This is a genomic window from Streptomyces sp. NPDC050856, from assembly GCF_040653855.1.
Taxonomy (GTDB): domain Bacteria; phylum Actinomycetota; class Actinomycetes; order Streptomycetales; family Streptomycetaceae; genus Streptomyces.
Map to the genome: position 1 here is coordinate 24788 of NZ_JBFAGV010000044.1, position 12441 is coordinate 37228.

At 70.0% G+C, this 12441-nt stretch carries 12 protein-coding genes and 4 pseudogenes; 3 read left to right on the forward strand and 13 right to left on the reverse strand.

Going from position 1 to position 12441, the window contains the following annotated elements; genetic code table 11:
• Window positions 1–40: 40 nt before the first annotated feature.
• Together AB0H53_RS27240 and AB0H53_RS27245 are read right to left on the reverse strand one after the other, a co-directional pair.
• Window positions 41–652 carry an isochorismatase family protein gene (locus AB0H53_RS27240; RefSeq protein WP_362118697.1) on the reverse strand — a complete coding sequence of 204 codons (612 nt, stop codon included), beginning with the start codon at window positions 650–652 and terminating at the stop codon, window positions 41–43.
• Between the two features lie 112 nt (window positions 653–764).
• Entirely contained in the window at window positions 765–1727 is a 963-nt protein-coding gene (locus AB0H53_RS27245) for an NADP-dependent oxidoreductase (RefSeq protein WP_362118700.1), read from the reverse strand.
• Window positions 1728–1903: 176 nt separating this feature from the next.
• On the opposite strand from AB0H53_RS27245, the gene AB0H53_RS27250 reads away from it, so the two are divergent.
• Entirely contained in the window at window positions 1904–2407 is a 504-nt protein-coding gene (locus tag AB0H53_RS27250) for a MarR family winged helix-turn-helix transcriptional regulator (RefSeq protein WP_362118703.1), read from the forward strand.
• 91 nt (window positions 2408–2498) lie between these two features.
• Here the strand turns inward: AB0H53_RS27250 and AB0H53_RS27255 are convergent, their stop codons facing one another.
• Window positions 2499–2669: a hypothetical protein gene (locus AB0H53_RS27255; RefSeq protein WP_362118732.1), complete on the reverse strand. Its 171-nt coding sequence runs from the start codon at window positions 2667–2669 to the stop codon at window positions 2499–2501.
• Between the two features lie 147 nt (window positions 2670–2816).
• Between AB0H53_RS27255 and AB0H53_RS27260 the strand changes: the two genes are divergently transcribed.
• Complete coding sequence (locus AB0H53_RS27260) at window positions 2817–3122, forward strand: hypothetical protein (protein ID WP_362118706.1); 306 nt, start codon at window positions 2817–2819, stop codon at window positions 3120–3122.
• Window positions 3123–3147: 25 nt separating this feature from the next.
• Here AB0H53_RS27260 and AB0H53_RS27265 read toward each other — a convergent pair.
• The 10 genes and pseudogenes from AB0H53_RS27265 to AB0H53_RS27310 all read right to left on the reverse strand — a co-directional run.
• Window positions 3148–3564: pseudogene (locus AB0H53_RS27265) on the reverse strand (IS5 family transposase); the annotation flags it as partial.
• 392 nt (window positions 3565–3956) lie between these two features.
• Window positions 3957–4745, reverse strand: a complete 789-nt coding sequence (locus AB0H53_RS27270; RefSeq protein WP_362118709.1) for a hypothetical protein — start codon at window positions 4743–4745, stop codon at window positions 3957–3959.
• A 136-nt stretch (window positions 4746–4881) separates the two neighbouring features.
• Window positions 4882–5434 (reverse strand): annotated as a pseudogene (locus AB0H53_RS27275) (XRE family transcriptional regulator).
• A gap of 133 nt (window positions 5435–5567) precedes the next feature.
• A pseudogene (locus AB0H53_RS27280) lies at window positions 5568–5818 on the reverse strand (hypothetical protein); the annotation flags it as partial.
• 57 nt (window positions 5819–5875) lie between these two features.
• A complete protein-coding gene (locus AB0H53_RS27285) occupies window positions 5876–7606 on the reverse strand; it encodes a phospholipase D-like domain-containing protein (RefSeq protein WP_362118712.1) in 1731 nt (576 codons plus the stop codon).
• Between the two features lie 497 nt (window positions 7607–8103).
• On the reverse strand, window positions 8104–8976 hold the full coding sequence (locus AB0H53_RS27290; RefSeq protein WP_362118715.1) for a helix-turn-helix transcriptional regulator: 873 nt from the start codon (window positions 8974–8976) through the stop codon (window positions 8104–8106).
• A 421-nt stretch (window positions 8977–9397) separates the two neighbouring features.
• On the reverse strand, window positions 9398–10009 hold the full coding sequence (locus tag AB0H53_RS27295) for a hypothetical protein (protein WP_362118718.1): 612 nt from the start codon (window positions 10007–10009) through the stop codon (window positions 9398–9400).
• A 171-nt stretch (window positions 10010–10180) separates the two neighbouring features.
• Window positions 10181–10789 (reverse strand): hypothetical protein, encoded by a 609-nt coding sequence (locus AB0H53_RS27300; RefSeq protein WP_362118721.1) that lies wholly within the window; start codon window positions 10787–10789, stop codon window positions 10181–10183.
• A gap of 9 nt (window positions 10790–10798) precedes the next feature.
• Window positions 10799–11278, reverse strand: a pseudogene (locus AB0H53_RS27305) (hypothetical protein); the annotation flags it as partial.
• Window positions 11279–11280: 2 nt separating this feature from the next.
• Window positions 11281–11463, reverse strand: a complete 183-nt coding sequence (locus AB0H53_RS27310; RefSeq protein ID WP_362118735.1) for a hypothetical protein — start codon at window positions 11461–11463, stop codon at window positions 11281–11283.
• 128 nt (window positions 11464–11591) lie between these two features.
• Here AB0H53_RS27310 and AB0H53_RS27315 point away from each other — a divergent pair, with 128 nt between their 5' ends.
• Window positions 11592–12350 carry a hypothetical protein gene (locus AB0H53_RS27315; protein ID WP_362118724.1) on the forward strand — a complete coding sequence of 253 codons (759 nt, stop codon included), beginning with the start codon at window positions 11592–11594 and terminating at the stop codon, window positions 12348–12350.
• Window positions 12351–12441 lie beyond the last annotated feature (91 nt).

Below are 12441 nucleotides of genomic sequence, written 5' to 3' on the forward strand. Positions count from 1 at the left end.
CGCCCGCAGAGGAGGGCGGGCGGCCGCGGTGCTGCGGGGGCTACATCTCGTCGAGGTGGGAGATGACTTCCTCGAAGGTGATCTGGATGAGCTTGCCGCCGGCTTCGGTGGACCAGTCGACGCCGAGTTCGGCGACCAACTGGTTGGTGGAGGTGGTGACCACGCCGTGGTTCTCCCAGCGACGGCGGGCGGCGTCCTCGCCGATCGCGTTCGGTGAGCCGCCGGCGTCCTGGACGACCTGCACGCGGAAGCCTTCCTCGACCATGCTGATCGAGGGGTAGACGATGCACACGTCGTTGGTCAGGCCGGCCATGATGATGTTCTTGCGGCCGTCGGCCGCCTTCAGGACCGCGTTGCGATAGTTCTCGTCGTGCCAGGCGTTGGCCATCCCGGAGCGCTTGACCCGCGCCTCGTACGCCTCGGGCAGGATCTCCTGCATGTCCGGGATCAGCGGCCCCTGCGCGTGGTCCTCCTGGCTGGTGGTCAGAACGACGGGCATGTCCAGTGCCTTGGCAATACGGGCCAACGCACGGGCATTCTGCACGATGGTCTTCTGGGAGATGTTGCGGCAGAAGTTGAGCGTGCCCTGCTGGTGGTCGATCAGCAGCATCACACTGTCCTGCGGCGTGAACGGGGTGAACTTCTCAACCATGACGATGGCGCCTTTCATAGGGGGAGGGGGTGGTGAGTACTGCGGGCCGGTGCGGGGGCGGGAATGCACCGCGGAATGCCGGATTGGCCGCCGTCGCCCGTAGGCCGGGTGGTCAGTCGGTGGTGATGACGAGTTTTCCGCGGACGTGGCCGCTGGTGGAGGCGGTGTACGCCTCGTCCATGGCGGCCAGCTTGAAGGTGGTGGTCTCAGCGGCCTTCAGGGCGCCCGAGGTCGCCAGGCCGGCGAGTTCGGCCATGTCCTGGTCGGTGGCCTGGTAGATGAAGTTCATCGCCCGCACGCCCCGGCTCGCCAGGGCATCGGGGTCGGCGGCGAAGACGGTGGTGGCCAGCCGGCCACCCTCACGCACCAGCGGCGCCATCTTCCCCATGACGACATCGCGACTGTCCACAAGGTCGAGCACGGCATCCACGCCGCCAGGGTGTGCGGCGCGGACGGCGTCGGCGACGTCGTCGGTGCGGTAGTCGATCACCTCGGCCGCACCGAGCTCGCGGGCGTAGTCGTGGTCCTCACCGGCGGCGACCGCGATCACATGCACACCGCGGGCGGCGGCCAGCTGCAGGACGTAGGAGCCCACTCCCCCGGTCGCACCGACCACCAGCAGCGTCTCGCCCTCGGCGAGGTCCAGCCAGCGGGTCAGGGCCAGGGCGGTGCCCCCGGTCATCGCCAGTGCCGCCGCCGACGCCGCGTCCAGGCCGTCCGGCCGCACAGCCAGGGCGACGGTGTCCGCGGACGCGGTCATGTACTCGGCGTAGGAGCCGTGGGGGTGCTGGGCCGCGGTCCCGGGTCGCCGCATCCCGAACACTTCCTGCCCCACCCCGAAAGCCGCGCCCTCACCGGCAGCGGTGACCTGGCCGGCAAGGTCGAAACCAAGCGTGAAGGGGAAGGGGAAGTCGGCGCCGGGACGGGCCAGCGCGCCCGCTGCCACCTTCCAGTCGATCGGGTTCACCGCAGCCGCACGAACCCTGATCTGCACCTCACCCGGGCCCGGCTCAGGCACCGGCATGTCCCTGAGCTGCGGTACCTGGCCGAAAGAGTTGATCGTGAAGGCACGCATGGCAACACCTCTCTGCGCTTACGACAGCCGGAGGAGACCTGCGGGAAACCGCCGGTCACCAGCGCCGGAGACCCAGCACCATGTCCATAGCTATCTATGCTTTCTCGTTCGAGCATAGGCGCCTATGGAATGATGTCAAGCGCAGCCCGATCATCACGCGACGCAGAGAGGCGGCCATGGCGGCACGCACGAACGGCAACCCCACCCCCCCGACCGGCCCAGCGGCCGGCTCGGAGGCGGAGGCGATGGTCTGCTACACCGTGAACCACGCCGCCCGGCTCCTGGGCCAGGCCATCTCCCACCGCCTCGCCGCCCTCGGCGTCACCACCGGCCAGCTCCCCACCCTCCTCGCCCTCTACGCCACCGACGGCCAGACCCAAAGCGAACTCGCCCGCCGCACGGGAGTCGAACAACCCACCATGGCCGTCAACCTCCGCCGCATGGAACGCGACGGCCTCATCACCCGCACCCCCGACCCCGCCGACGCCCGCCGCGCCCTGGTCCACCTCACCGACAAAGCACGCACCGTCCAAACCGACGTCCAAGCCCTCCGCTCAGGCATCGACGCCGAAGCCCTCACCGGCTTCACCCACGAAGAACACACCCAACTCGCCCACCTGCTGGACCGCCTCGTCCACAACCTCCAGCACCTCACCGACCACCCGGGCACCACCCCCTGACGCCATCGGCCGGCCGCCGCCCGCCGATGGCGCCAGGCGGGCGCGGGCGCCGCTCGACCTGATGGTGGGCCTCATAGCTCCCAGGGGTTGCTCACGCGGCGTTCCACCGATGGGACCGGCCCCCGCGCCACTCCACCCAGCGCGGATCGTCCAGCACCCTGTCCGGATCGCTCACCCCGGCTGCCTCCAGGAAGACGACCAGGTCGTGGTCGCAGTGCGCGAGGTCCACGCCCTCGTCCCGGCCGCGACGATGCATGGTCACCCGCCGCCCGCCCGCCGGACTTCGACAGCCGGTGCACGACGACCGGCGCACTGCCCACGCCCCCCAGGCTCGCCCACACCGCGGCACCTAGAGCCTGTCGTCAAAAGATCTTCCTGGGACGGCGCGGAGGTCGTGCATGATGCGTGTGTGGAACATCTTTCTGTCGACGTGCGCGCTTCGCTTCGGCTGTTCGCCTTCTACTTGGCCAACGGCACCATCGACGTTGAGTTGCTCGATGGGTTCGACTACCGGTCGACCGTCTTTCACTCCGGTTCGTCGCTGGAGCAGGTCTTCGCGATCTACGGCAATGTGCTGCAAGTTGATGCAGACGGCGTGGTGTTGAATGACGGGGATGCGCAGTACCGGGTCGCGCAGTGGATTCGGGCGTGCTGCGACCCGAGCTATCGGGTCGAGCCGCCGTTCGAAGCCTGGGAGACCGAACTCCATCTTTGAGGACCAGGCGCTCGTCGTCGGGACATCATGCCCACATCAGGAGCGAGGCGAGTGCGACCGCGGCTTGGTAGGACTCAGCGGGCTTGTCGTAGCGGGTGGCGAGGCCGCGCCACTGTTTCAGCCGGTTGAAGCACCGCTCCACCACGTTGCGCCGCTTGTACAAGTCCCGGTCGAACGCCGACGGCCGGCCGCCGGCGCTTCCCAGCCGGAGGCGGTTTGCGACCTGATCGGCCCGCTCGGGGATGGTGTGGGCGATGCCCCGCCTCCGCAGCCAGGTGCGGATGGCTTTGGAGCTGTAGCCCTTGTCACCGATGACGTGGTCCGGCCGCATCCGGGGTCGCCCCGGCCCGATTCGGGGAACCCGGATCGCGTCCATCACGGCAGTAAGCTGGGTGCAGTCGTTGGTGTTCCCGCCCGTCAGCGCGAACGCGAGCGGACGGCCCAGCGCCAGATCCTCGACCCAACAACGGGCCAGCACCGGCCCGTACGGCGCTCAGAGGAGCGCCGGGTCACCAATCCGTGTGTGGCGCAATGCCGTCCCGGTAGTCATCGCCGCACAACGTAGCCCACCGGACAGGATCGATGCCAGCCCCTCAAGTCCACAGTGCTGTTCGCGGATCTCGGTCAGCACCTCTGATCCTGCACCCGGTCGACGCCGTGCCCGTGACAGTGATAACGATCTTGCTTCTACGCGGCCCTCACCACACTTCGAAGGCCCCGTTCGAATTCTGAGCTGGGTAAACGCTCGCCAGGGATCGAAAGCAGGCACTCAGTGTCAGTCTCACCTGCTGGATGACCTGCAATGCGAGGGGTTCAGAGGCCGGGCGGCCGGGATCAGAGGGCCCGGGGCAGTCGTACGGCCTCGATTTCCGTGTCGTTCAGGAGGGCCACGACGAGCGGTGCAGGGCCCGCCACCTTGGTGGCCCACAGGTCGTAGTCCGTACAGAGGACCCAGGACCGGTCCTGCGCCCAGAGGTTGGACGGGGTCCAGCTGTCCTCCTCCGGGTGGTCGTACAGCGCCTTGGCGTCCGCGAGCGTGCCGGCCCGGACGTGCAGGTTGTCGAAGTCCTCAGTCCTCTGCAACAGCGGGTTGTAGTAGGCCAGGCAGCGTGTCTCCGCACCCTGCGGGCTGTGCTCGGCAAGGATGTCGACCAGGCGGTTCCAGTCGGTCCGGTCCAGGCTGCCCTCGGACGGCCCTACGATGCCGACGGGCCAGCCGCTCGACTTCCGGAGCGAGGGGAAGGAACGGTAGCAGGGCAGCCGCCCCTCGGGCACCACGGGATCACCGGTCCGCCGGGAGAGCTCTGCCCAGCGCAGCCGACGCCAACGGGGGCCGCGGGGCTCGCCCGGCGTCCCCCCGAACACGTCCGCGGGGTCGAGGCCCGGGATGATCTCGGGCCCGCCGCCATTCAGCACTGCTCGTTGATACGCGACATAGGACATGCCGGTGGGCCCGAGTTCGTGTTCGTACATGGAGTGGAGCACCCAGGCGGCGTCGGGCAGTGCCGGCGGCATGAAGCCGGTGAGCCCGTCATCGTCGGCCAGCTCCCGCAGCCAATCAGTCTCCCCAGCTGCGGTCAGCGGCCACCGAGCGGTCGCCAGAGCAGCGGATGTCTCGTTCATCCGTTCAGGATGTCATTCGCCGCAGCGGCGAGCGTCGGGATCACTTCCCGGCCTCCACCACGTTCCTGGTGCCCTTGACAAACCTGATCGGAAGTCAGTCACACGCCGGGGCTCGCGGGCTGTTCGGGGGCGGCTGCTACAGGCCGAATTCCACGTGTTCGATGTCTGTGAACCGGACCTCCTCCAGGGAGCTGGCCCGGCGGCCGCCGTCCTGGAAGTACGCCTCCTTGAGTCCTTCGGCAGCGATCTCCTGGAGCTGCTGGTCGGTGGCGCCGGCCTCCTGGGCGTCAAAGAGGCGGGCGGCGTACTGCGGGGGCAGCGCGACGGTGAGGTGGCGGATGCGGTCCTGTCGGTCGAGCCGATCGGCGCGGTGCAGCCCATGCGGCCGCGGGCGTCGATGATGATGCCGCCGGTGGTCGCCGCCTGCTGCCGGGCCTTCGCGCGGATCTACGGCTGCCACCGCGTCTTCACCTCACGCTCCGCGCGGCGAGGTCGGGACGGGGCTTCTTGATCTGGTCCTTCACGTACCGCTCGACGGTGCGCTGGGAGATCCGCAGCAGTTGAGCGACCGCCTTGATGCCCTTGAGCTGTTTGACCAGGTAGCGCATCTGCACGCCCGCACTCTTGGGCGCCGGGCGGGTGAACGTCTTTTGCACCGCGGCTTCCGGGCCGTCCCCGAACAGGCTCATCGTCGCCTTCTCCCAATCTCCGTTGTCGGCGTCGGTGACGGTGCCGTCCTCGATGTAACGGGTGAGGTTGAGCTCCGGGCCATTGAACCGCTCGCGGGTGCGAGTGCCCGCCCTTGCCCGGCGATCTGCGGCTGCATGGGAGCCCGATCTCGTTGGACTGGTGGATCACGTCGCGGGCGGTGTCCTCAGCCTGGACCAGCGGGATATGACGGGGATCGTGCTGCCGCCGGCCGAGCCGGCAGCATCATCGCCCGCCGAAGGCGCACCGAACTCGTGCTGTCCCCACCGGACGATGTGCTGGAGTTTCTGGCCCTCCTGCTCCGTCAGCCCGCGAACCCGGACCGGTCTCGCCCTCCCCTTCCCCACGCTGCTTGGAGAACTCATTTCCCACCAGCCCAACGAGCAACCCGGCGAACCCGGCGAGCCTACCCGGTCACATCACTAGAAGACACCGCCGTACTGGGACTCCGCCAGGGCGGCGGCGCGCTGGTCGCGGAAGTTGGTCACGTAAGCGTCGTGCATCTCGGGGCCGACGTACTTCAGGAGCGCCTCGTCGTTGGCGGTGAGCGCCAGGCCGGTGTACGGGTGGCTGCCCGTGAAGACCAGCTTCTGATCCTTCACGCCCTTGTACGAGCCCTCGATCAGCAGGTACTTGGTGTGGGTGGCCGTGCCGGAGACCTCGGGCGCGGCCGGGTTCGTCACGTCGTCGTTCTGCAGGCGGTGGAGGGAGATCTTCCCCTTCGCGGTCGACCGCGTCAGCCAGTACGCCGTCTCCCGGTGTGTGCCGACGGCCGAGTAGTCGGAGAGCTTGCCGTAGACGACGTCGATGTAGCAGCCTGCGTCGGCGAGCTTCCACAGCTTCTCCGCGACGGCCGGCCGCGAGATGTGCCCGTTGGCGATGCGGATGACCGTGCGGCCGTCCGCCGTGCCGTGACCCGGAGTGTTCCCGTAGCAGACCGGAGCGGCGGCGGTCCCGTCGGCGTTCGGCACGCGGGTTTCGACCATGCTCAGGATGTTCTCGACGACGTCGGTCGAGGAGCGCGGGAAGAAGTAGCCCTTGGCCTGCCCGGCCTCCACGTCGATCGCCAGGTCGCTCACCGTCTTCGACCCGTCCGGCTGAGCCTGCGAAGCGGCCATCAGGTCGAAGTAACGGACGTAGCCGGCGTGCAGGGCGGCGTTGTCGGTGACGGTCATCGCGTCGTTCCAGCCGGACTCGCGGTCCCACGTGGTGAGGTTGCCGGAGGACTGCACCACGATGTTCTCGACCACCGCGCCCGTGGTCGGCGAGCCGCTGCCGGTGGAGCGGGAGAACAGGAAGAACTTGTTGTGGTTCACGCCGCTCGTTCCCGCAGCCAGGCACGGCCGACCCGCCGCGCACACCCGGAACCACGACGTCTGACCGGGCGCGGACTGCGCCGCGAAGGCGGCCTGGAGCTTGTCCCGGACCGTCTTCCCGGCCGTGCCCATCCACTCCGCGGTGATGCTGGTGTTGTCGACGAGGACCTGCACGTTCACGTTCCGCTGGTGTGCCTTCACCAGCTGGTCGGCGAGCCAGGACGACCCGAAGGCGTACAGGGATATGCGGATGCTCGACCCACTGGGGGCGCCGTTGACAAGGCGCCCGAGGTGGCTGAGGATCGCGCCCTGCTCAGCGGTCGTGCCGGTCGGCTTGTTGAAGACGACGCCGGTCTTCACGTACGTCTCGTCCTGCGCGGTGGCGGCCGGGGCACCGGCCACGAGGAGGCCCACGGTGAGGAGGGTGGTGAGGAATCTTTTCTTGATCACGGCCGCCACCATACTGCCGGGCGTGCGGGCCGCCGCGACGCGTGGCCGTCGCGGCTGCGGGGAGACGCGGGGCGGCCAGGCCGGGTTCCACCGCCAGGCCGACCACGCGCCGGTGTCGGCGAAGGGGCCGGAGCGTTCGGCGAGCATCGCGAGGACCTGGTCGCGGGCGGCGTCCACGGCCTGGTGCTCGGTGTCGGTGATGATGCCGAGCCGTCGCACGTGCGCGTACTCGTCTTCGTCCTTCCACCGCCAGCGGGTCAGGTCAGGGTCGACGACCAGGTCCACGGTGAGGTCGAAGGTGTCGAAGCCGTCGCCCCGCCGGTTCGTGGGGTGCTGGACGTTCACATACCAGTTCCGCAGCCCGGCGTTCGTGTAGAAGGCGTTCACACTGAACCACGCCGCCGACGGCTTCCACAGCTTTGGCCCACTCGCGGACCGCGCGGTGCGGGCACGGCCCCCCACCGTCACCCGCGCCGCACCCCCAAGGAACCAGCCAGCGCCCGTGGGCGCCGCGCTCCCGGGCTGCCGGGCCGGCACACCGTGGTTGGGCCCATCGGTCCGGCAGCCCCACCAGCCCACCAACCGGCTCCGCCCGTACGGAACGCCACCTCACAGTGCGAAGGCCCTGGCCGCTCGGAGCAGACCAGGGCCTCGTTCACGCGGGTCCGTGGACGGGGCCACGGGGAAGCTGACGCGGCCCCGTCGCCAGAGCGCGGAATCGGGGCCGCGGACTGCACCGGCCCGCCGGGGGGCCCAAGCCGGTGCACGCGTCGCCCCACCAACGAAGACGGCAGCCGGAAGGACACGGCCCGCGTCAACCGGTCGATGAATCCTTCTCGCGCCACTTTCCGAGTCGGACCCTCGCGCCCGACTGGTCACGGCGCTCAGGGGCGGTTCGTCACTTCGAGGTACGACTTGATGGCGTCGGTGATGAGCAGGAGGGTGCTGTCAGGGTCGAGGGCCTGGGCCTGGATGTGGGCGTACATCACGCTGTAGTGCTGCACGTCGGACGGCTTCTCCAGGTAGAGGTCGCTGGTGAACCGTTCCAGGTACACCACCCCTGCCTGGGAGCTGTCGGCGAACCGCAGGACGGAGAACTGTCCTGACAGGCCCGGATGAGCCCCGACGGCGTAAGGGAGGACCTGCACGGTGATGTGCGGTTCGGCGCTGAGTGCGTGCAGGTGTTCCAGTTGTTCGCGCATGATGTCCCGGCTGCCGACGACGCGGCGCAGTGCCGATTCGTCCAGGACGACCCACAACCGCAGCGGGCGGGCCGGGTCGTAGATGCGGTGCTGTCGGCGCAGCCGCACCCGAAGACGCGTGGCGGCCTGCTCGGTAGTAAGAAGGGGAACCGTTTCCCCAATGACCGCATCGGCGTAGGCGGGGGTCTGCAAAAAGGCGGGGATCGCCATGGGCTCGTAGGAGTGGATGGATGCGGCGTCCGTCTCCAGGCCGATGTAAACGCTCTGGGGGATGTCGCCGTAGGCATGCCACCAGCCCTGCTGTCCGGACTCCCTGGCCATCTCCATCAGGGCGTCGATGACCTGCCGGTCCGTCACCCCGTAGAGCGCGCACAGGTCCCGTACATCGCGGGCACTGGCCGCGCGGCGGCCGGTCTCCATATGACTGATCTTGGGCTGGGAGACCATCAGCCGCTCGGCCACTTCGGTGCTCTTCAGCCCACTGGCCTGGCGGAGCCGGCGCAGCTCAGCCCCCAGGCGGCGTTTCCTGACGGTGGGATTGCTGCTCGCCGCCACGGGCGGGGTACCTCCGGCTCCACGACATCGTCCTGATCCGCAGATTGCCACGGAAGAGGATTTGCTGATCACGCGCCATACCGCCGCAGGGGGCGGCCGGGCGGCGCACGCACCAGTGCAACGAGTAAGACGCACTGTAGTGAACGCGAGAGTGCCGGGCATCGTCGAGTGGACGCGCACCGAGTTGGCCGCGGGACACCGTGGTGACCGCTCCCATGGGGCGGCGGATGGGGCCGGACGGGCCGGTGTGCCGGCAGACCGCGTACGACGGAGTGCGCCCGGCTGAGAAGAATCTCAGCCGGGCGCTTGCCACCGGGTCCCGCACTCCATCGGCTGCCCGTCCGTTTTGGGGAGTCATGGTGGTGTGCCGTCCCGGGCCGGTGCTTCTGTGCTGGCGCGGCGACCCGCTCACCGGAGGTGTTCAGCAGGGAAGCGTGGTCTTGCCCGCAGCGCCGGTGGCGCCGGTGGTGCCGTCCGCGAACGTCGTGGCGGCGGTGCCGTTGCCTCCGGGCTTGCCGGGGCATACCGGGCTGGCCGCGCCCCCGGCGCCGCCCTTGCCGCCCGTGTGGCTGCCACCGACGATGGAGGCGCCGCCGTTGCCGCCCTTGCCACCGGCGATACCGGCGCCGGCATCGCCGACGCCGCCCACGCCGCCCTTGCCACCGGTGCCGCCGAGCTTGGCCGCACCGCCGTAGCCGCCGTTGCCGCCGTTGCCGTTGGCGCCGCCGGCGCCGCCCGCGCCCCCGGACCCGCCGACGCTGGCGATGCCGGAGGCGTTGCCACCAGCGCCTCCGGTGCCTCCGTTGCCGTTGGCACCCGCGGCGCCACCCGTGCCACCGAGGCCGCCCACACCACCGAGGATCCCGACCCCGTTGGCGCCGTTGCTGCCAGGAGCCCCGACGGCGTTGAGAGTCCGGGCGCTGCCCGTGCCGGGCTGGGCGGAGGCGAGGGCGGGAGTGACGGTCAGGCCGACTACGGCGATCGCCGCGATCAGGAGAGTCCGGGCAGTGGCCGCGGTGCGCATGGCGCGCATGGTGTACGTCCTTTGTTTGTGCAGGTGGAGAGAATCTCCGCCCGACAACCCTCAACATAGGGAAGCGCGACGCACTGCATACTCTGCGCATTGATCCAATGTCTGTAAATCGACGGAACCATTGATATTTGGCCGTAAAGTCGCATTGGGCGGGCAGGTGGCGACCAGGGCCTAACTGGTGTCGGCGACGACGCGCAGTGCGTGCTCGCTCCACACCCGGCCCGTACCGTGCACGTCGTGCCGTACGACCGTCTGTCCCGTCTCGAAGCTGCGCACTCGTTCCTCCTTCGTCGTGGCCGGGCCAGGGAGGCTTGCCCAGGGTCCCCTTCGGCTTGCCCGGCCCCGGTCAGGTCCGTCGGCGGAAGAGGCCGCGGCGGGGCTTGCCCAGCTCCTGGTCGTGCTCCGGCTCCGGGGTGTGGCGGCCTGGATGCGGGCGGCTTCGACGGCGGCTGCCTCGCGGGCAAGGTCGTCGGCGTGACGGTCGCCGCACAGGTCCCCGGCGCTCCAGGCCGTCCTCGCGGTGGTCTCCTCCCAACGCTGGTCGGTGCACTTCTGCCCGCACCGCGAGCACACCGGCCGCCGCGCCTCCCGCTCAGCGGCACGGCGCCGCTCGTCCTCCTCTTCGGCGCGGGCGTACTGGCGGCGGTAGAGGGCGTCGCCGTCGGGGTTGCCGAGCGCGTCGGCCAGGGTCTGTTCGTCCTTGCGCCCCAGGTGCCGCCACACCGCCGCGTCCGCACCGTGCTCCTGAAGCTGCTCCAGGGTGGTGAAGACGACCGGCACGACCTGGCTCTAGTCCTTCGCCGTGATCGCCTCGCGGTAGTAGGTCTCGTACCGGCGCGGCGCCCAGAAGCGACGGCCGGCTGTGTGCTGGGGGCCGGGCTGCTGGGTGTACGACGGCGGGGCCGTCGCCGGGGCCGGTTGTGGCCGGGGGCCGTGAGCGACGGCGCGCTCCCGCCTGCCGTCCTGGAGCTTGGCCGCCAACTTCGCGGCGACTTCGAAGGTCCGGCGGGCCTGCTCCACCGTGTCGACGCCGGTCTCCCGCTCCTGCACCCGGCCGGCCTTCCGGCTGGTGCGGAACGGCCGCGGGCGCGTCCTCGAGGCGGCTGACACGGCGACGGTGCGCGGTCGGGCGCGGGAGCCCAGTCGCTCCGCACGCCGCGCCGCGTGGACCCGGGCGGCCAGGGCGTCGGCGGCGAGGCGGGCTCGCTCGTACGGCGGGGCGGACCTTTTGCGGGTCAGCGGGCGCAGCACGGCGTGGTCCTTGGCGTCGCTCACCGGTCGGCCACCCGGGCCAGGCGCCGGTCCAGCTCGCTGTCGAGATCCTGCTCCTCGGCGTGGGTGGGTGCGTAGCCGTTCCACTCCTTCAGCGCGGCCCGTGCCTGTTCTGAGGTGGCGGCGCACTCCTCGCACGTCGGCCCGCCCTTCCCGGCGGCGGCCCTTGCCTCTTCGACCACGACCCTGGCGCGCCACCACGTCCTGCGCGACGCTGTGGGGGGCGAGACGGTGTGCGACGGAACGAGTCCGGGGGACAGGCTGTGCGAAAGCCGGTGTTTGTGGGGACGGTACCCAGCCTCGCCATGGGTTGGCGTCCGGTTCCCTGCTGATCTGGAGCACGACGTGGTACGAGCGGATGGCCTACGCCCACGATGCCCGGTGGGCTGTGCTGGTCGCGCTGTGCGGGGGCGCTGCCCTGGGGCTGGCGGCCTGGGCGGTGACCGGGGCGGAGTACAGCCTCATCGGCTGGGCGATGGCCTTGGTGGTCGCGGTGCACGTCGTCACCGGGACCCTCACCGCGGAGCGCCAGGCGCTGCACGACCGCGGTCTGGAAGTGACAGCCACGGTGCGGAAGGAACAGGTGCACCGGCTCTCCGGCAGCGGAGGGGTCGAGGTCGGCCCCACGTATACCTATGACCTGGCCGTCCCCGGGGATCACCCTCATCGTCACCTCGACGCGGGCACCACGCGGCTGACGGTCGGTGACCGGGTGCTGGTCACGATCGATCCCGATGCCCGGGCGCCCTCACGCCTGGGCCACCGCCCCGATGTCAGCCCCATCCCGGCCTGGATCCTGGGCACCTGCAACGTGCTGTTCCTTCTGATCACCGTGGGCCTGTCGATCGGTGTCGGCCGCTCCAGGAGGCGCGGGCACCAAACGGGCGCACCGCGGCACTCACGGCTTCCCCTGCGCGGGGACTGTGCCGACGGCCCACCGCCCGAGGACGACGTGTCCCTCACCGACACCCCTTCCTCCGCGTCCTCCACCGACAGGCCGGGCAGCGGACGAGGCGGGGTCGCAAGGCGCGCCGTCCCGTGCGTATCGAAGGCATGGCGCTGGCCCTAGAGCGTGTCTCTTTGATGGGCTCATCAGTTGATCGGACATGCCTGTCCGATTAGTGATCACTGATGCGATGTGGGACCGGATCGAGCCGCTG

Excerpts from the sequence above, each read along its gene's own strand:
- AB0H53_RS27240 (WP_362118697.1), bottom strand. The coding sequence starts at position 652 with ATGGTTGAGAAGTTCACCCCGTTCACGCCGCAGGACAGTGTGATGCTG.
- AB0H53_RS27295 (WP_362118718.1), bottom strand. The coding sequence starts at position 10,009 with ATGCGCGCCATGCGCACCGCGGCCACTGCCCGGACTCTCCTGATCGCG.
- AB0H53_RS27245 (WP_362118700.1), bottom strand. The coding sequence starts at position 1,727 with ATGCGTGCCTTCACGATCAACTCTTTCGGCCAGGTACCGCAGCTCAGG.
- AB0H53_RS27270 (WP_362118709.1), bottom strand. The coding sequence starts at position 4,745 with ATGAACGAGACATCCGCTGCTCTGGCGACCGCTCGGTGGCCGCTGACC.
- AB0H53_RS27250 (WP_362118703.1), top strand. The coding sequence starts at position 1,904 with ATGGCGGCACGCACGAACGGCAACCCCACCCCCCCGACCGGCCCAGCG.